The 19,211-nt window shown below is 63.6% G+C and carries 16 protein-coding genes; 12 read left to right on the plus strand and 4 right to left on the minus strand.

Annotated features, from left to right (window positions below):
- Positions 1–44: 44 nt before the first annotated feature.
- The 4 genes from ABLV64_RS16895 to ABLV64_RS16910 are packed head-to-tail and all read left to right on the plus strand — an operon-like array spanning position 45 to position 4,487.
- Positions 45–1,547 (plus strand): sugar ABC transporter ATP-binding protein, encoded by a 1,503-nt coding sequence (locus tag ABLV64_RS16895; RefSeq protein ID WP_025999138.1) that lies wholly within the window; start codon positions 45–47, stop codon positions 1,545–1,547.
- Positions 1,544–2,533: an ABC transporter permease gene (locus ABLV64_RS16900; RefSeq protein WP_065878925.1), complete on the plus strand. Its 990-nt coding sequence runs from the start codon at positions 1,544–1,546 to the stop codon at positions 2,531–2,533. Before ABLV64_RS16895 ends, ABLV64_RS16900 begins: the two co-directional genes overlap by 4 nt.
- Positions 2,530–3,534, plus strand: a complete 1,005-nt coding sequence (locus ABLV64_RS16905; RefSeq protein WP_004885814.1) for an ABC transporter permease — start codon at positions 2,530–2,532, stop codon at positions 3,532–3,534. Before ABLV64_RS16900 ends, ABLV64_RS16905 begins: the two co-directional genes overlap by 4 nt.
- 11 nt (positions 3,535–3,545) lie before the next feature.
- Positions 3,546–4,487: a sugar kinase gene (locus tag ABLV64_RS16910; RefSeq protein WP_323109167.1), complete on the plus strand. Its 942-nt coding sequence runs from the start codon at positions 3,546–3,548 to the stop codon at positions 4,485–4,487.
- 42 nt (positions 4,488–4,529) lie between these two features.
- On the opposite strand, the gene ABLV64_RS16915 is transcribed toward ABLV64_RS16910, so the two are convergent.
- Genes ABLV64_RS16915 through ABLV64_RS16925 form a run of 3 tightly spaced genes read right to left on the minus strand, consistent with a single transcriptional unit; the run spans position 4,530 to position 7,672 of the window.
- Entirely contained in the window at positions 4,530–5,558 is a 1,029-nt protein-coding gene (locus ABLV64_RS16915) for a 2-hydroxyacid dehydrogenase (RefSeq protein ID WP_004885809.1), read from the minus strand.
- The gene (locus tag ABLV64_RS16920; protein WP_004885807.1) at positions 5,555–7,051 is read right to left on the minus strand and encodes an FGGY-family carbohydrate kinase; all 1,497 of its coding nucleotides are present in this window, start codon (positions 7,049–7,051) and stop codon (positions 5,555–5,557) included. Before ABLV64_RS16920 ends, ABLV64_RS16915 begins: the two co-directional genes overlap by 4 nt.
- A gap of 12 nt (positions 7,052–7,063) precedes the next feature.
- The gene (locus ABLV64_RS16925; RefSeq protein ID WP_008805607.1) at positions 7,064–7,672 is read right to left on the minus strand and encodes a methylthioribulose 1-phosphate dehydratase; all 609 of its coding nucleotides are present in this window, start codon (positions 7,670–7,672) and stop codon (positions 7,064–7,066) included.
- Positions 7,673–8,123: 451 nt separating this feature from the next.
- Between ABLV64_RS16925 and codB the strand changes: the two genes are divergently transcribed.
- From codB to ABLV64_RS16960, 7 genes are all read left to right on the plus strand, one after another.
- A complete protein-coding gene (codB, locus tag ABLV64_RS16930; protein ID WP_053810651.1) occupies positions 8,124–9,386 on the plus strand; it encodes a cytosine permease in 1,263 nt (420 codons plus the stop codon).
- Positions 9,383–10,618, plus strand: coding sequence for a PucR family transcriptional regulator ligand-binding domain-containing protein (locus ABLV64_RS16935; protein WP_004885804.1), 1,236 nt, complete (start codon positions 9,383–9,385; stop codon positions 10,616–10,618). The genes codB and ABLV64_RS16935 overlap by 4 nt, the downstream gene beginning before the upstream one ends.
- A complete protein-coding gene (codA, locus tag ABLV64_RS16940; protein WP_032455710.1) occupies positions 10,615–11,853 on the plus strand; it encodes a cytosine deaminase in 1,239 nt (412 codons plus the stop codon). The genes ABLV64_RS16935 and codA overlap by 4 nt, the downstream gene beginning before the upstream one ends.
- 145 nt (positions 11,854–11,998) lie before the next feature.
- Complete coding sequence (locus ABLV64_RS16945; protein WP_074186556.1) at positions 11,999–12,949, plus strand: LacI family DNA-binding transcriptional regulator; 951 nt, start codon at positions 11,999–12,001, stop codon at positions 12,947–12,949.
- 121 nt (positions 12,950–13,070) lie between these two features.
- The gene (locus ABLV64_RS16950; RefSeq protein ID WP_017899069.1) at positions 13,071–13,880 is read left to right on the plus strand and encodes an inositol monophosphatase; all 810 of its coding nucleotides are present in this window, start codon (positions 13,071–13,073) and stop codon (positions 13,878–13,880) included.
- Positions 13,881–13,990: 110 nt separating this feature from the next.
- Positions 13,991–15,349 (plus strand): MFS transporter, encoded by a 1,359-nt coding sequence (locus ABLV64_RS16955; RefSeq protein WP_348843403.1) that lies wholly within the window; start codon positions 13,991–13,993, stop codon positions 15,347–15,349.
- Between the two features lie 26 nt (positions 15,350–15,375).
- Entirely contained in the window at positions 15,376–16,644 is a 1,269-nt protein-coding gene (locus ABLV64_RS16960; protein WP_004885793.1) for a histidine phosphatase family protein, read from the plus strand.
- Positions 16,645–16,698: 54 nt separating this feature from the next.
- Here ABLV64_RS16960 and mtnA read toward each other — a convergent pair whose 3' ends face one another.
- Positions 16,699–17,727: an S-methyl-5-thioribose-1-phosphate isomerase gene (gene mtnA / locus ABLV64_RS16965; protein ID WP_080841217.1), complete on the minus strand. Its 1,029-nt coding sequence runs from the start codon at positions 17,725–17,727 to the stop codon at positions 16,699–16,701.
- 101 nt (positions 17,728–17,828) lie between these two features.
- Here mtnA and mtnK point away from each other — a divergent pair, with 101 nt between their 5' ends.
- The gene (gene mtnK / locus ABLV64_RS16970; RefSeq protein WP_004151657.1) at positions 17,829–19,028 is read left to right on the plus strand and encodes an S-methyl-5-thioribose kinase; all 1,200 of its coding nucleotides are present in this window, start codon (positions 17,829–17,831) and stop codon (positions 19,026–19,028) included.
- Positions 19,029–19,211: the final 183 nt, after the last annotated feature.

The following is a 19,211-nucleotide window of genomic DNA, read 5'->3' on the forward strand; positions in this document are numbered from 1 at the left end:
TAAATCAACACCCTGGCGGGGAGCGCCCCGCCGCGGGTCTGGTCATGGACCAGATCGGCAAACGTTTTGCCAGCGTAATGGCGCTTAATGCGGTTACCCTGCGCCTCAATCCGGGGGAGATTCATGGCCTGATTGGCGAGAACGGCGCCGGTAAATCGACGCTGATCAAGATCCTCGCCGGCGTTTATCAGGCCGACAGCGGCAGCGCGACCCTCGACGGTCGCCCGCTGCCCCTCGGCAACCCGGCAGCCATCGAAGCCGCTGGCATCCGCGTTATCCACCAGGAGCTCAACCTGATCCCGCACTTTACCGTCGCGGAATCGGTGTTTCTGGGCCAGGAGTATCGCACCCGCTGGGGGGCGCTGGATCGCCGACGGATGAAGGCCGCCACGGCGCAATTTTTCCAGCAAAACTGGCAGTTGGCGATCGACCCCGAACGTCTGGTGCGAGACCTGAGCCTGGCCGAGCGCAAGCTGGTGCAGATTGCCCGCGCGCTGATCGACGGCGCGGCGCGGCTGGTGGTGTTCGACGAGCCCACCGCCCCCCTCGAGGCCCAGGAGGCCAGTCTGGTCACCTCCGCCATCCTGCGCCTGCGCGACCAGGGCATTGCCATTCTGTATATTTCCCACTATCTCAATGAGATAGCCAGCCTCTGCGACCGTGGCACTGTGCTGCGCAACGGGGAAGTGGTCGGTTATCCCGACCGCGACCTGCTGCAGAATACCGAGGCGCTGATCGCCATGATGGTCGGCCGGGAAATCGACCAGCTGTATACTCCGCGCCAGCGCCCGGCGGCAGACAACGGGGAGGCTCCGCTGCTCTCGGTGCGCCAGCTGAGCGACGGACGGCAGCTGCAGGATCTCTCTTTTGATATTCACCCGGGGGAGATCGTCGGCGTCGCCGGCCTGCTCGGCGCCGGGCGCGATGTGCTGGTGGACTTACTCTACGGCTTGCGCCCGGCGGAGCGAGGCACTATCCATCTCGACGGCCTGCCGCGACGAATCCGTACGCCAAAGCAGGCGATCCGCGCCGGAATGGCGCTGGTCCCGCGCGACCGCCGCCATCAGGGGCTTATCCTCTCCTTCACCACCGCCGACAATATTAATCTCGCCTCGCTGCCGGAGACCGCCACCTTTGGCTGGGAGCGGCGGGGGATCGCCGAGAGGAAAGCGCGCGACTGGATAGAACAGCTGGCGATCCGCCCGGGTCGCCCGGCGCTGCCGGTACGCTACATGAGCGGCGGCAACCAGCAAAAAGCGATCCTCGCCCGCTGGCTCGGCACCGATGCCCGGCTGTTTATTCTCGATGAACCCACCCTCGGGGTTGATATCGGCGCCCGCCGCGATATTTATCAACGTACGCGCCAGCTGGCCGATAAAGGGCGGGCGGTGCTGGTCTCCTCCAGCGACGCCACCGAACTGCTCGGACTATGCGACCGGATCCTCGTCCTCTGGCGCGGTGCGCTGGCGGCGAATCTGCCCACCCGCGGGCTGACCCTCGACGCCCTGCTGGTGGCGATCAACGGCGGACAGGAGCCTTCACCATGAATACCGCTATCCATCGTCGCGGCCGTCCGGGCCTGGCGACGCTTGTTGAAAAATTCCCCCTGATCCTGTTTCTGGCGCTGCTGGTGTGGCTGAGCGTGCAGTCGCCCTACTTCCTCAGCTGGCAAAATATCAGCCTGATGCTGGTCCAGAGCGTTCCGCTGGCGATCCTCTGTTTCGGCCTGGTCTGCGTCATCGCCGTTGGCGGAGATGACGTGGTCTCCGGCGGCATCGACCTCTCCCTGCCGGCGACGGCGGTGCTCGGCGTAGCGCTGCTCAGCCTCGGGCTGGCCGAATGGCACACGCCGTATCTCCTGCTGCTGGCGCTGCTGGCGGCGGTTTGCCTGCTCTGCGGGGCGATCAACGGCTTCCTGGTGCTGGCGGCCGGCCTGCCGCCGCTGCTGGCTACCCTCTCGACCTCCGTGGCGTTTACCGGCCTGACGGACCTGCTGACCGGCCAGCGGCGCATCGCGGTCAGCGATCCGCTGATGGTCGCCTTTCGCGATAACAGCCTCCTCGGCCTGCCCTGGCCGCTGGTCTATCTGCTGGGGGTATTTATCCTGTTCCAGTTCCTGCTCCATCACTCCCGCTTCGGTCAGCATGTGCAGGCGGTGGGCGGTAATCGCGATATGGCGCAAATGAGCGGCCTGAACGTGCGCCGCTTAACCCTGCAGGTCTGGCTGTTAGCCGGCATCGCCGCCGGGCTGGCTATTCTGCCGCTGCTCAGCCAGGGCTCCGGCAGCTCCAGCGGAACGGCCACGCCGCTGCTGCTGGAAACCGTGCTCGCGACCTTTATCGGCGCCGCCTTCTCCCGCCGTCGGGTAGTCACCATCTGGGGCGCGCTGCTGGGGGCGATTCTGGTTAACGCCCTCTCTAACGGACTCGGCCTGTTGGGGGTCAATATCTTCTGGATGGGCGCCATTAAAGGCGGCCTGATCCTGGTGGTACTGGCGGCCTCGGCGGTCAGACACAAAGGAGGCGAGGCATGAGCCAAATCACTCTGAAAACCCCAGCTCCTGCGGAACAGACGGCCAGCAGCCCGCTGGCCTGGCTGTCGCGGGCCGGATTCGGCATCATCACCCTGCTGGCCATCGCCCTGTTCGGCTGGGCGAATCCAGTATTTTTAACCGTGGATAACTGGGCCAACCTGCTGCAGGGCAGCGCGATCCTGCTGATTGTGGCGATGGCGATGACCCTGATTGTCAGCGCCGGGGCGATTGACCTGTCGGTGGGCGTGGCGCTCGATTTCGGCGCCGCCTTCGCTCTCGTCGCCCTGAAAACCTGGCATCTGCCGTGGCAGGCGGCGGTGGGCTGCGCCCTGCTCGGCGGGGTGCTGATTGGCCTGCTCAATGCCTTTCTGATCCTCATCTGCCGGATCCGCCCCTTCCTCGCCACCCTCGGCACCTGGTTTATCGCCAGCAGCGCCGAACGTATCTATACCGATGGCGGCGGCGCGATAGCCTATCGGCGGATGGCTCCCGAGTATCACGACCTGGCGGTGGGTAACCTTGGCGGGATCCCCACGCCGGTAGCGATCGTGCTGGTGCTGTGGCTGGCGGCCTGGCTGGTGACCGAGCGCACCCTGTGGGGCAAATATATCCGCGCCATCGGTCAGAACAGCGAAGCGGCGCGCATCGCCGGGATCCGCGATCGCCTGACCATGCTCGGCGTGCTGGTGGCCGCCTCAGCCCTCTGCGCCGTCGGCGGGGTGATCCTCTCCGCCAACCTGCGGCAATTTACCCCGCTGGCCGGGCAGTCTTACCTGATGGACGCCATTGCGGCGGTGTTTATCGGCACCGCCTTTAACCGTCTGGGCCGGGTCAGCATCGCCGGCACCCTCGGCGGCGTGCTGTTCCTCGCCATTATTGATAATGGTCTGAACCTGATGGGCCTCAATTATCTGGTGAAGGACGCGCTGGTCGGCGTGATTCTGGTGGTGGCCCTCGCCCTATCCTTCTGGCAGGCGCGTCTGCGCCAAACGCATCGCTAAACGGGAGAACGATGGCAACCTTTGACGCCGTATTTGTCGGCCTGACTATTCTGGATATTGCCGGGCGCCCGGTGGTGGCGATCCCGCCGCGCGGTGGCGTCGCTTTTATTGAGCAAATTCGCCTCAACCCCGCCGGCACCGCCGCGGGGGCTAATATTAACGCCGCGAAGCTCGGGATCCGCACCGCGGCGGTGGCCTGCCTGGGCGAAGATGAAAAGGCCGACTTTATCCTCGCCAGCTATGCCCGGCTGGGCATTGACTGCTCGCTTATCCAGCGCACCGCGCTGAAGGAGACCTCGGCGACGATCCTGCCGATTCGCCCCAACGGCGAACGTCCGGCCCTGCACTGTCGGGGCGCGTCTGACGCCCTGTTCGTCAGTGAAGCGGAATTTGACGCCGTCCTTGACTGTCGCTTCCTGCATCACGGCGGGACCGGACTGCTGGCGGCAATGGACCAGGGACAGAGCGCACGGCTGCTGCAGGCGGCCAAAACGCGTGGAGTCACCACCAGCTTTGACCTTATCGCGCCGAATGAACACACCCTGGAACTGCTGCGGCCCCTGCTGCCGTCGGTGGATTATTTTATGCCTTCGCTGGAGGAAGCCGCCTTTCTCTCCGGGGAGACGCAGCCGGAGGCCATCGCCCGCTTTTTCTTCGCGCTGGGCGTGGGCACCTGCATTCTGAAAGACGGCGAGAACGGCTCCTGGCTTATCGGCCGCGATGGCGCGCTGGAGCATATTGCGCCGTGGCCCGTCGAGGCGGTGGATACCACCGGCTGCGGCGACAGCTACTGCGGCGGGTTTATTGCCGCGCTGGCGCGCGGGCTCAGCGTGAAAGCGGCGTGCGACGTCGCCTCGGCGGTGGCCGCGCTGGTGGCGACCGGGATGGGCTCGGATGCCGGGGTGGTAGACTGGGAACAGACCCAGGCTTTTATGGCGGCCCATCGCCCCTGACGTTGGACCCACGCCGCTGCAGGACGCGGCGGCGCAAGCGGCTTAACGCCACTGGTACAGCAGCGGCTCCCCGGCGACATAGCGCTGAAGATCGGCGGCGATCATCGCCGTGTGTTTGGCGATACTCTCCCGGGTGGCCCCGGCGATATGCGGCGTGATAATCACGTTATCGAACTCGGTGACAAAAGGGTGATCGCGCCACAGCGGTTCGCGATGATACACGTCCAGCGCCGCGCCGCCCAACGGGCCGTGACGCAGAGCCTCAATCAGCGCCGCTTCGTCGACCACCGCCGCGCGGGAGGTATTGATCAGCAGCGCGCCGGGCTTCATGCTGTTTAACAGCGCCGCATTCACCAGCCCGTCGCTGTGCGGCCCGCTGCTCAGATGCAGGCTGACGATATCCGCCTCACGGAACAGCGCCTCCAGGGTGGTTTTCTGTAGCCCTGGCTCATTGATATCCTCTGCGGCGACGAACGGATCCACCACCCGCACCGCCATACCGAACGCCCGGGCGATACGCGCCACCCGGCGGCCAATGTTGCCATACCCCACCAGGCCCAGCGTTTTATTGCGCAGTTCACTGCCCTTAAACACTTCATAGGGGCTTTCCGGACTCACGTCCCAGACCACATCCCGGCGCAGCCCCTGCTGGGTGGCGGCGGCGGCATTGTCAGCCTGCGTGAATTCCCCCCGCTTCAGCGCCGCATGGGATTGCGGAATATGGCGCGCCAGGCTGAGCATCAGGCCAAGCGTCAGCTCCGCGGCGGCATCGGCATTGCGCCCCGGGGTGTAGAGTACCCGGATGCCGCGCGCCTGCGCGGCCTGGGTATCAATATTCACCGGATTCGCGCGGGTACAGGCGATCACCTGCAGGCGCGGACAGGCGGCCATCACCGCATCCGTCACCTCATCATAGCTGGTCACCAGCACCTCAGCGTCGTGGGCCAGCTCAATCAGCTGACCGGCGCTGAGTTTCGGTTTGCCCAGCGCCCACCCCTCCACCAGCAGCTCACCCAGCTGGTGGAAGGCGCTAAGGTCGCCAGCATGCTCGGCGGTAAAAACGATTTTCATGGTTGTACTTCCTGAGAAAGACGTTGAAGAGCGGCCTGCCTGGCCTGCCATACCGGCAGCATCTGCTCACGCAGCAGGCGATAAACGGGATACAGCGCCGCGTAGCGGGCATGCGCCTGAGGGCGCGGCTGATAGCGGGTCTGCGCCAGCGGAGGCGTCTCGGCCAGCGCCGCGACGCTGCGGGCCGCCAGAATCGCCGCACCGCGCGCGCTTAGTTCATTAAAGGCGCTGGAGACCACCGTGCGCCCGGTACAGTCGGCGATAATCTGCAGCCAGGTGGCCGAGGCTGCGCCGCCGCCGGTCAGATACAGCTCGCCGCCCTGGGGATAACCCTGCAGCGCATCGACAATGGCGAAGGCCAGGCCTTCAAACACCGCGCGCTGTAGTTCGGCGCGGGTGGTGTGCGGGCTAATGCCGATAAAGCCGGCCCGCGCGTCAGGGCTGTAAAACGGCGCGCGTTCGCCATTAAGATACGGCTGCCAGAAGACGCCGCCGCTGCCTGGCTCCACCTCCGCGATCGCCTGCTCCAGCCGACCCAGATCGGCGTCCAGCGAAATATGCTGCTGCAGCCAGTCAATGTTTGGCGTACCGGCCTGCATCGGAAACAGCGAGATCACCTGCCCGGCTTCGGTGTGAGTGACGAAGCGCGTCGCCTCGTTCACCGTCTGCGGACCGCGGCAAACGATTCCGGTACAGCAGGTGGTGCCGAGGATCGTGTAGATATCCCCTTCGTTGACCGCGCCGCAGCCCAGCGCGGCGCTACAGACATCCAGCGCCCCGGCGGCCACCGGCGTCGCGGCGGGCAGTCCGGTCAGCGCCGCCACCGCGTCGCTCAGCGTACCGGCCGGAGCGTCCGGGGCCAGCAGAGGGGGAAACAGCGGCAGCAGTTCGTCCAGCCCCATCTCGTTCATCACCACCGAGGACCAGCTGCCGCTCTGCTGATTGAGTAATGAGCTGCTGGCGTCCGTCAGTTCCAGCGCCGCCACGCCGGTCAGGCGAAAGCGGATCCAGTCCTTGGCGAAAAACAGATAGCGCGCGGCCGCCAGCCGCTCCGGCTGATACTGTTTCAGCCAGTACAGCTGCAGGCTGGTATTGCACGGCTGCAGGTGGGTGCCGGTATCGGCGAAATAGCGGCGGTCAAAACCGGGCCGGCGCAGCAGTTCGCTCATCAGCTCGTGGCTGCGGGTATCGCTCCACAGGATCCCCGGCCCCACCGGTTCGCCCTGCGCATCGCTGAGCCAGACCCCCTCCCCTTGCCCGGCGAGGCCGATGGCCCGCAGCCGCCCCTCCTGCAGCGCCGGGTGGCGGGCAATCTGGCGCAGAATAGCCAGCACCGAATGCCACAGCTGGGTCATATCCTGTTCCGCGTAGCCATTGGCCGACAGGCGGGGGGAGGTGTTTTCCGCAGCGCTGGCGCGCGCGGTGAAATGCTGATCAAACAGCACCGCTTTCACCCGGGAGGTGCCGATATCGATACCAAGATAAAAATCCATACCTGCTCCGGCTCAGGGCTCGTAGCGGCGGCGCATCAGCTCGCACTCGAACAGGAACTCCAGCCCCTCCAGTTGCCGGCGGGCCTCCTGAATATCTTTCCCCCAGCAGGTCAGGCCATGTCCGCGCAGCAGAAAGCCGTAACGCAGCGGGCGGGTTTGCGCATAATCGGCAATCCGCGCCGCCAGGGCGTCAATATCCTGATCGTTATCGAAGATGGCGACCGGAACGGTATCGAGATGGCTGTGCTGCCCGCTGAGGGTTTTCTGCATTTCATACCCCTGCAGCGCCAGCGTGTCGCTTTTTTCGATGCGCGACAGCACGGTGGCATTGACGGTATGCACATGCAGCACCACGTTGGCCTCCGGGAACAGGCGGTAGACCAGGGTGTGCAGGCCGGTCTCCGCCGACGGTTTCCGTCCGGAAGGGGCCTGATTGGTGGCGATCTCCACCTGCAGAAAATCCTCGGTCGTCAGGCTGCCTTTATCGCGGCCCGACTCGCTTAGCCAGCACCAGGTATCATCCTGACGCACCGACATATTGCCGCCGGTCGCCGGCGCCCAGCCTTTCGCGCCGATCCAATGACAGGTGGTGACCAGTTGCGCGAGTCTTTCTTGCCACATAGCAGTTCCTTAGGTTAGCGATGATTTGTTTAGCCGTCTAAATGGCTATTTATCCGATACTAACACCGCTAACCGGAGGGAACAATATTTCAGGAAACACACATAAGACAAATGGTTATATCATAAATGCATATTAAATAACCTTTATTCACAGCAATTTAACCAACCGCAGTGAATCCGCTACGATCCCCTGCTGCCTGGCGCCACAACGCTGGCGGATTGTGCTGGCTGAAATTCTCCTTCTGCGCCAGGCATGCCGTCGCCGCCCTCCTCTGCCCCGGACTGGTGCAAAACATGGCAGGATGCACACTAAAATGGCATTACTCCTCCTGAATCCCTCAATAACCGTGCACATTGCACACAATGCGCTATTCCTCATGCCCGGTTTTTCCTGGCACATCTCTTGCTACTTCCGGCAATCACCGCTCATCTACCAGCCAGAGGTTCCAGGATGTCAAACAGCAATGATTTTCCCCTCGTCGAAGCGCCCACCGCCGGACGTAAAGGCGTATTTTCCATCGCCATGGTGTTATTCAGTTTTACCTTTTTCACCGGCACGATGTTTGCCGGCGGCAAACTCGGCGTCTCCTTTTCCATCGTTAATCTGCTGTGGATAGCCGTCATCGGCAACGCCTTGCTGGCTCTCTATGCCGCATCGCTGGGCTGGATTGCCGCGCGCAGCGGCCTGAATACGGTGCTGATGGGCCGGTTCTGCTTCGGGGAGATCGGCAGCAAGCTGGCCGATTTTATCCTTGGCTTTGCCGAGCTGGGCTGGTACGCCTGGGGGACCGCCACGGTCGCTATCTCGCTGGTGAAGATCCTCGCCCTGCCCGAGGCGCTGACCCAGCCGCTGATGGTGCTGTTTGGCATTCTGTTCTGCGTCACCGCGCTGGTGGGCTACAAGGGGCTGGACGCGCTGTCGCGCCTGTCGGTGCCGCTGATGTTCGTGCTGCTGGTGGTCTCCATGTATCTGGCGCTGCACCACGCCGGCGGCTGGCAGGCGATGACCCGCATTGCGCCGAGCGACACCATGACCTGGTCGGCGGCCATCACCATGGTCTTTGGCACTTTCGCCAGCGGCGCCACCCAGGCGACAAACTGGACCCGGCTGGCCAACTCCAGCCGGACCGCCATTCTCGCCAGCATGGGCAGCTTCCTCATCGGCAACGGGCTGATGATCGTCGCCGGCGCCTGGTGCGCCATCGTTTATCAACAGGCCGATATCGTCGAAGTGCTGATCCTGCAGGGGCTGTCAGTCGCCGCGGTGATCATGCTGTGTCTCAACCTGCTGACCATCCAGGGCCCCACCATCTATAACGTCTCCGCCGCCGCCTGCCATCTGCTGCGCAGCGAACGCCGCCGCACGCTGACCCTCGCCGCCGCCGGGGTGGGCATTGTGCTGGCCATTGGCGGAATGTACGAAATGCTGATCCCGTTCCTTGTGCTGCTGGGCAGCATTATCCCGCCCATCGGCGGGGTGATTCTCGCCGACTACTGGTTCGCCCGCGGCGGGCGCTATCCCCTGCTGCAGAACGCCTGCCTGCCGCGTTTTAACTGGCTGGGACTCGGCGCCTACGCCGCCGGCGCGGTGGTGGCTTATCTGTCACCGTGGATCGCGCCGCTGGTGGGGATCACCGTCTCCGCGCTGGTCTATATCGCCCTGACCATGGTCAGCAAACGTCAGCCTGCCGCCGTCGCGGAGCAAGAGCCATGAGCCTGACGGTCAGCGAACTGCTGGCCCTTGAGGGACTCTCCGCCCTGCGTTTGCGGGCGGGAAAGCAAGGGCTGCAGCGGGCGGTACGCTGGTACTACGTGGCGGAAAATGAGCATATCGCCGAGTGGATCATGGGCGGCGAGCTGGTCTTTATCACCGGCATCAACCATCCCCGGGATGAAGCCAACCTGATCCAGCTGCTGATGGAGGGCAAACAGCGCGGCATCGCCGGGATGGTGATCCTCACCGGCGAGGCCTATATCCACGCCATTCCAGCCACGCTGATCGCCCTCGCCGACGAGCTGGGCATTCCGCTGATCGAGCAGCCCTACCTGCTGAAGATGGTGATTGTCACCGAGCGGGTCGGCACCGCGCTGGTCCGCAGCGAAAACGCCCTGCAGTCGCAGCGCGACATCCTGATGCAGCTGGTCACCGGCGACTATCCGGACCTGCAGATGCTTCACCAGCGCGCCCTCCACCAGCAGCTCGATTTTACCCGCCCGCTGCGGCTGGCGGCGCTGCGCCTGGAGGGGCTGTCCCGCCTGTTTCGCCAGTTCCCGCCCGAACAGGCCGAAGCCTGGCTGCAGCAGGCCCACCGCAGCGTGCGCCAGCAGCTGCAGCAGCAGCTCAACCAGCAGGGCAACCCCTTCCCGCTTCTGGAACGCAGCAACATGTTCCTTTTCCTGTTGCCGGATGAGGAGGGGGAAGACTTTCAGCAGAAAAAGTGGCTGCAGCAGTGGCTGCAGACGCTGGCGGAGGGGGAAGAGCGTTTGTCGCTGCTCTGCGGCCTCTCGGCGCCGGTCAGGCAGCTGCAGGGCTACCCGCGGGCGTTGTCGCAGGCGCGCCAGGCGCTGGATCTGTGCGATACCCTGCGGCCGACCCAGCGCATCAGCGACTATCAGCAGCTGGGGTTTATCAAACTGCTGTCCGCGGTCAGCGACCCGGCGCTGCTCAACGATTTTATGCACGACACCCTCGGCTGCCTGATCGAGCCGGGCCGTAAAGCGCCGTGGCTGCTGCTGGAGACCCTCGAGACGCTGCTGCAGGAGAACGGCAACGTGGTGCGAGCCGCCGACCGGCTGGGTCTCCATCGCAACACCCTGCATCAGCGCATACAGCGTATTGAAAAACTGACCGGCTACCCGGTCAGCCACCCTCAGTTTCATCTCAACGCCTCGGTCGCGCTGGTGATCTGGCGTTTATCGCAAAACCATTTACAGGACCAACCATGAAAATTGTTAACGCCCGCCTGCGCCGCCAGGAGGCGCTGTTTACCCTTGAGCTGCAGGACGGCATCATTCGCGGCATGACCGCCCAAACCGCGATGCGGACCGCCGACACCGGGGATATCGACGCCCAGGGTCGGCTGGCGATCCCGCCCTTCGTCGAGCCGCATATCCATCTTGACGCCACCCTAACCGCGGGCGAGCCGGAGTGGAACCGCAGCGGCACCCTGTTTGAAGGCATCACCCGCTGGAGCCAGCGCAAAGCGAGCATTACCCCGGAGGACACCCGCCAGCGGGCGCTGAAAACCATCGGCATGCTGCGCGATTTCGGCGTTCAGCACGTCCGGACCCATGTGGATGTCACCGACCCGTCGCTGGCGGCCCTGCAGGCGCTGCTGGCGGTGAAACAAGAGGCCGCCGATCTCATCGATCTACAGATTGTCGCCTTTCCGCAGGAGGGGATCGAATCGTATCCCAACGGCCGGGAGCTGATGACGCGCGCCATCGAGATGGGCGCCGACGTGGTGGGCGGCATTCCGCACTATGAGAATACCCGCGACAAAGGGGTCAGCTCGGTGATGTTTTTGATGGACCTCGCCCAGCGCTATGGCCGCCTGGTGGATGTCCACTGCGATGAAATCGACGACCCGCAGTCGCGTTTCCTCGAAGTGCTGGCGGAAGAGGCCCGGGTGCGCGGTATGGGGGCGCAGGTCACCGCCAGCCACACCTGCGCGATGGGCTCTTATGATAACGCCTACTGTTCGAAGCTGTTTCGCCTGCTGAAAGCCTCGGGGATCAACTTTATCTCCTGCCCGACCGAAAGTATTCATCTGCAGGGCCGGTTTGACAGCTGGCCGAAACGGCGCGGCGTCACCCGGGTGGCGGAGCTGGATCGCGCCGGCATCAACGTCTGCTTTGCTCAGGACTCGATTCAGGATCCGTGGTATCCGCTGGGGAATGGCAATATCCTGCGCATTCTGGATGCCGGACTGCACATCTGCCATATGCTCGGCTATGACGATCTACAGCGCTGTCTCGACTTCGTCACCGACAACAGCGCCCGGGCGCTTTGTCTGGGCGATAACTACGGCCTCGCCGAAGGCCGCCCGGCTAACCTGTTGATCCTCGATGCGGAAAACGACTACGAGGCCGTCCGCCGCCAGGCGCGGGTGCTGACCTCCATTCGCCACGGCAAGGTGATTTTGCAGCGTGAGGTGGAGCACATCCGCTATCCGGCATAAGGCGCAAGGCGCTGCGCGTCGGCGCCTTTCTATGATACCTTTTCAGGCAGTGTGCGTGACCGACGCCCGTCCGGGCGTCGGCTTCCTGGAAAACAGACGGCGCGAAACGACGATGAGCGATAAAAAATGGATTAAGGCCGAGGACGTGGCCAGACTGGCCGGGGTCTCGCGCTCGGCGGTCTCCCGCACCTTCACCCCCGGCGCCTCGGTGTCGGAGAAGACCCGGCAGAAGGTGCTGAACGCCGCGGAAGCTCTGGGCTATCAGGTGAATATCATCGCCCGGACGATGATCACCGGCAGCAGTAATTTTATCGGCATCGTCACCGCCGGTTTCGACAACCCGTTTCGCAGCAAACTGCTGGCGCCGCTGGTCCATCAGCTGGCGCTCAACGGCTTTATGCCGCTGCTGATGAACGCTGACGATCCGCAGCAGCTCGCCCCTTCGCTTAAGCAACTGCTGAGCTACCACGTCGCCGGGGTGATCATCACTTCCGGCGCGCCGCCGCTGTCGCTGGCGGAAGAGTATCTGGCGCGCAAGATCCCCGTCACCCTGATCAACCGTCATGCGGATCTCGCCGGCTGCGACCGGGTGTGCAGCGATAACGCCCAGGGGGCGAAGCTGGTGGCGGGCTTGTTCAGTCGTCGAGGCTGGCGGCAGGTTGGCTTTATAGGCGAAAATCGCGAGAACTTCAGCACCCGCCAGCGTTATGACGCTTTCATCGCGCAGACGTCGGGCATGACGGTGACCAGCCGCTTCTGCGACGGCGGCGGCTATCAGGCTGGCTACCAGGCTGCCAGAGAATTCGTTGCTGAAAACCCCGGGGTGCAAGCGCTGTTTTGCGCTACCGATATGCTGGCGCTGGGCGCCCAGGACGGCCTGCGGGACGCCGCTGCCCCGCTGCCGGCCATCGTCGGCTTTGACGATATCCCGCAGGCGGACTGGCAACCCTACCAGCTTACCACCATTCAGCAGAATACCGCCCTGCTGGCCCACCACGCGGTGGATCTGTTAATGACGCGGATCGCCCGCTTCAGCCTGCCCTCGCGCCATCGCGAAGTGCCGGTGAAATTAATTATTCGTCAAAGTGCGAAATGAAAAAATCATTTTATGCTGGAGCGATCACAGAATCTTCTGCGAAACCCGGCCACACTCATTCGGCCCTTCGGGGCTGTTTTTTTTACGCAAAATGCACACGTGTGCAAAATAGGGAGTCAATATGCAATCTCAGGAATCAGAAGCGCTACAGGCCCGCTACCGCCTGGCCTGCGAGCTGGCGAAAGCAGGGGCTGAGCTGGCGTTTGAATACTATCAGCAACGCGAAGCGCTGACCGTCGACCATAAAGGCGACGACCTGCAGGACGTGGTCAGCGTGGCCGATAAGCGGGTGGAGGCCTTTGTGAAACAGCGCATTCAGAGCGCGTTTCCGGAGGATGGCTTTCTCGGCGAAGAGAGTGGCGCCCGCCTGCCCGACGCGCAAGTGCTGTGGGTGGTCGACCCCATCGATGGCACCAGCTGTTTCCTCAACGGCCTGCACACCTGGTGCCTGTCGCTGGCGATCGTCGCCGACGGCGAACCGGTCATCGGCGTGGTCTACGACCCCAACCATCGCGAGCTGTTTCACGCCCTGCGGGGTCATGGCGCCTGGCTCAATGACGCCCCGATCCGTCCGCACCCCGCGGCGACGGTCAGGGAGGGAGTGATGGGCGTCGGCACCTCGCATCGCGTCACCCCGGCGGACTTTCTGCCGTTTCTGCAGGCGCTGCTCAGCGACGGCGGCATGTTTATCCGCAACGGCTCCGGCGCGCTGATGAGCGCCTGGGCGGCGGCAGGCCGGTTGATTGGATACTACGAGCCGCACATGAACCCGTGGGACGCCCTGCCGGGGCTGGTGCTGATGCGCGAAGCGGGCGGCGCCAGCAACGATTTTCTGGCGCAGGAGGGGATCCAGCGCGGCAACCCGCTGCTGCTGGCCAGCTCAACGCTCTACCCGCAGCTGAAAAAGATGATCCCACAACCATTACATTAACCCTTACGGGTCAGGCTATTTCTGATTATGTACTCTACACAGTAACGATAACTTCATTCACGGACGAACCACATCAATCAGTCAGGCCTCCGACCTGCGGAGAACCACCTATGTCTGGAATTATCGCTTTTTTCCGGGCGTCGCCGCCGAAAGCGGGCGCCGCGTTTGATGAACAGCGTTTTCGCCGGGTGCGCTGGCAAACCTTTATCGCCATGACCCTGGCTTACGTCACCTTTTACGTCTGCCGGTTATCCTTCACCGTCGCCAAAAGCGCGCTGGTGGAGTTGGGGATCACCCCGACGGAGCTCGGCATGATCGGCTCCACTCTGTTCTTCAGCTACGCCATCGGCAAGCTGGTCAATGGCTTTATCGCCGATCACGCCAACGTGGTGCGCTATATGAGCCTCGGTTTATTGCTCAGCGCCGGGATGAACCTGATGATGGGGATGACCACCAACGCCCTGCTGCTGGCCATCTTCTGGGGGATCAACGGCTGGGCGCAGTCGATGGGCGTCGGCCCCTGCGCGGTCTCGCTGGCGCGCTGGTACGGCGTTAAAGAGCGCGGCACCTTCTATGGCATCTGGTCGACGGCGCATAATATCGGCGAGGCCGTCACCTATATGGTGATCGCCGCGGTGATCGCCGGGTTTGGCTGGCAGATGGGCTACCTGTCCACCGCCGCGCTCGGCGCCGCCGGCGTGGTGCTGTTGGTGCTGTTCATGCACGATTCGCCGCAGAGCAGCGGCTTCCCGTCCATCAACGTCATCCGCAATGAACCGCAGGAGGAGGTCGAAGCCCGCGGCTCGGTGTTTAAAAACCAGTTGCTGGCGCTGCGCAACCCGGCGCTGTGGACCCTCGCCCTCGCCTCCGCCTTTATGTACATCGACCGCTACGCCGTCAACTCCTGGGGGATCTTCTTCCTCGAGCAGGATAAAGCCTATTCCACGCTGGAGGCGTCCGGGATTATTGGCGTCAACGCCATCGCCGGCATCGCCGGGACCATCATTGCCGGCATGCTCTCCGACCGCTTTTTCCCGCGCAACCGCAGCGTGATGGCCGGCTTTATCAGCCTGCTGAACACCGCCGGCTTCGCCCTGATGCTCTGGTCGCCGCACAATTATTACACTGATATTCTGGCGATGATTATCTTCGGGGCCACCATTGGCGCTCTGACCTGCTTCCTCGGCGGGCTGATCGCCGTCGATATCTCCTCGCGCAAAGCGGCGGGGGCCGCGCTCGGCACCATCGGCATCGCCAGCTACGCCGGCGCCGGCCTGGGCGAGTTTCTCACCGGGATCATTATTGATAAAACAGCTATCCTTGAGAACGGCAAAACGCTGTATGATTTCAGCACGTTGGCGCTGTTCTGGGTGGGTACCGGTCTGGGTTCCGCGCTACTCTGTTTTACCACTGCCGCCATCGTCGCCCGGCGCCATGCCGTCGAACGGCAGACCTCGTTCTCCTCATAACCGATTAACGAATTAAGGAAGAAGATATGATGCCTGCAAGACATCAGGGGCTGTTACGCCTGTTTATCGCCTGCGCGCTGCCGCTGCTGGCGCTGCAATCAGCCGCCGCCGCAGACTGGCAGCTGGAGAAAGTGGTGGAGCTTAGCCGCCACGGCATTCGTCCGCCGACGGCCGGCAACCGGGAAGCCATCGAGGCCGCCACCGGACGCCCATGGACCGAGTGGACCACCCATGACGGCGAGCTCACCGGTCATGGCTATGCCGCCGTGGTCAACAAAGGGCGTGAGGAAGGCCAGCACTATCGCCAGCTCGGCCTGCTGCAGGCGGGATGCCCGACGGCGGAGTCGATTTACGTGCGCGCCAGTCCGCTGCAGCGGACGCGGGCGACCGCCCAGGCGCTGGTGGATGGCGCCTTCCCCGGCTGTGGCGTCGCTATCCATTACGTCAGCGGGGATGCCGATCCGCTGTTTCAGACCGACAAGTTCGCCGCCACGCAAACCGACCCCGCCCGCCAGCTGGCGGCGGTGAAAGAGAAGGCCGGGGATCTGGCGCAGCGTCGGCAGGCGCTGGCGCCGACTATCCAGCTATTGAAACAGGCGGTTTGCCAGGCCGATAAGCCCTGCCCGATCTTCGATACCCCATGGCAGGTCGAGCAGAGCAAAAGCGGGAAGACCACTATTAGCGGACTGAGCGTGATGGCCAATATGGTGGAAACGCTGCGTCTCGGCTGGAGTGAAAACCTGCCTCTCAGCCAGCTGGCGTGGGGCAAGATCGCCCAGGCCAGTCAGATCACGGCCCTGCTGCCGCTGTTAACGGAAAACTACGATCTGAGTAACGACGTGCTGTATACCGCGCAAAAACGCGGGTCGGTGCTGCTCAACGCCATGCTCGACGGCGTCAAACCAGAGGCGAGTCCGAACGTACGCTGGCTGCTGCTGGTGGCGCATGACACCAACATCGCCATGGTGCGCACGCTGATGAACTTTAGCTGGCAGCTGCCGGGCTACAGCCGGGGGAATATCCCGCCGGGCAGTAGCCTGGTGCTGGAGCGCTGGCGCGACGCGAAGAGCGGGGAACGCTATCTGCGGGTCTATTTCCAGGCGCAAGGCCTCGACGACCTGCGTCGTCTGCAGACGCCGGACGCGCAGCACCCGATGCTGCGTCAGGAGTGGCGTCAGCCGGGATGCCGTCAGACCGACGTCGGTACGCTGTGCCCCTTCCAGGCGGCCATCACCGCGCTGGGTCAGCGTATCGATCGGCCCTCCGCCCCGACGGTAGCGATGGTCCTGCCGTAGCGGCGTTTGCCGGGCCCGGGAAAGCCGTTTTTTCCAGGCCCGGCACGGCGTCCGTTATCCGTTATCCGGCGCAAACGCCCCGGCGGAGACCTGCGCCGGGGTGACCACCCCGCTGTCCAGCACCCAGCCGCTTATCAGCCCAGCAGGCGTGACATCGAACGCCGGATTGTACACGGCGGCCCCGGTCGGCGCCCACTGTACCGCGCCAAAGCTGCCCGCCACTCCGGTCACTTCGGCCGCGGCGCGCTGCTCAATGGGAATGGCCGCCCCGTTCGGGCAATGGCGGTCGAGGGTCGTCTGCGGCGCAGCGACGTAAAACGGGATCTGGTGGTAATGGGCCAATACCGCCAGGGAATAGGTGCCGATTTTATTCGCCACGTCGCCGTTGGCGGCGATGCGGTCGGCGCCGACCCACACCGCATCCACCTTCCCTTGCGCCATCAGGCTGGCGGCCATTGAATCGGCGATCAGCTGATAGGGCACGCCCAGCTCGCCCAGCTCCCAGGCGGTTAAACGACCGCCCTGCAGCAGCGGCCGGGTTTCATCGACCCACACGCTGGCCACTTTTCCCTGCTGATGCGCCAGCGCAATGACCCCCAGGGCGGTACCTACCCCGGCGGTCGCCAGGCCACCGGTGTTGCAGTGGGTCAGCAATCGACTGTCGGGCTTCACCAGCGCACTGCCCGCCTCAGCGATGCGGTCGCACAGCTGTTTATCTTCTTCGACCAGACGCAAGGCTTCCGCTTCCAGCGCCTGCGGATAATCCTCCCGGGCCAGCACCTGCTTCATGCGATCCAGATTATTCATCAGGTTGACCGCCGTCGGCCGCGCCGCGCGCAGCGTCTCCAGCGCCTGCTGGAGTTCATCCCGGCTCAGGCCGCGCTGGGCCAGCAGGGCCAGCAGCAGGCTGGCGGACAGGCCAATCAACGGCGCGCCGCGCACCCGCAGGGCGTGAATATGGTCCACCAGCAGCGCAACGTTATCCGCCGCCAGCCAGCGTTTTTCCTGCGGCAAGGCCTGCTGGTCGAGAATAAAAAGCTGATTTTCACTCACCCGCAGGCTGGTGGTCTGTAATGTCTGCATGTCGTTAAATCCCTGTTGCGTTGTTGTATCACATTGTGTCAGGATGGAATCCAGAAGTATAGACGTCTGAACGGCTTAATCAGAATTCGAGGATCGAGGCAATGTCGCAATACCATACCTTCACCGCCCATGACGCCGTGGCTTACGCGCAGCAGTTCGCCGGCATCGACAACCCATCTGAGCTGGTCAGCGCGCAGGAAGTGGGCGATGGCAACCTCAATCTGGTGTTTAAAGTGTTCGATCGCCAGGGCGTCAGCCGGGCGATCGTCAAACAGGCCCTGCCCTACGTGCGCTGCGTCGGCGAATCCTGGCCGCTGACCCTTGACCGCGCCCGTCTCGAAGCGCAGACCCTGGTCGCCCACTATCAGCACAGCCCGCAGCACACGGTAAAAATCCATCACTTCGATCCCGAGCTGGCGGTGATGGTGATGGAAGATCTTTCCGACCACCGCATCTGGCGCGGGGAGCTTATCGCTAACGTCTACTACCCTCAGGCGGCCCGCCAGCTTGGCGACTATCTGGCGCAGGTGCTGTTTCACACCAGCGATTTCTATCTTCATCCCCACGAGAAAAAAGCGCAGGTAGCGCAGTTTATTAACCCGGCGATGTGCGAGATCACCGAGGATCTGTTCTTTAACGACCCGTATCAGATCCACGAGCGCAATAACTACCCGGCGGAGCTGGAGGCCGATGTCGCCGCCCTGCGCGACGACGCCCAGCTTAAGCTGGCGGTGGCGGCGCTGAAGCACCGTTTCTTTGCCCATGCGGAAGCGCTGCTGCACGGCGATATCCACAGCGGGTCGATCTTCGTTGCCGAAGGCAGCCTGAAGGCCATCGACGCTGAGTTCGGCTACTTCGGCCCCATCGGCTTCGATATCGGCACCGCCATCGGCAACCTGCTGCTGAACTACTGCGGCCTGCCGGGCCAGCTCGGCATTCGCGATGCCGCCGCCGCGCGCGAGCAGCGGCTGAACGACATCCACCAACTGTGGACCACCTTTGCCGAGCGCTTCCAGGCGCTGGCGGCGGAGAAAACCCGCGACGCGGCGCTGGCTTACCCCGGCTATGCCTCCGCCTTTCTGAAAAAGGTGTGGGCGGACGCGGTCGGCTTCTGCGGCAGCGAACTGATCCGCCGCAGCGTCGGACTGTCGCACGTCGCGGATATCGACACTATCCAGGACGATGCCATGCGTCATGAGTGCCTGCGCCACGCCATTACCCTGGGCAGAGCGCTGATCGTGCTGGCCGAGCGTATCGACAGCGTCGACGAGCTGCTGGCGCGAGTGCGCCAGTACAGCTGAGTGCGGCCTGTTTTCCCTCACCCCAACCCTCTCCCACAGGGAGAGGGAGCAAGCCCTAAAAAGTGCAATCTTCAGGGATTGCCCGGCGGCGCTGCGCTTGCGCGGGCCTACAGATAACCGCATAACGGTTTGATGTTGCAGTCTTTCGTAGGCCGGGTAAGGCGAAAGCCGCCACCCGGCAGA

The sequence above is a fragment of the Klebsiella sp. JB_Kp031 genome (assembly GCF_040064295.1).
Taxonomy (GTDB): domain Bacteria; phylum Pseudomonadota; class Gammaproteobacteria; order Enterobacterales; family Enterobacteriaceae; genus Klebsiella; species Klebsiella quasipneumoniae.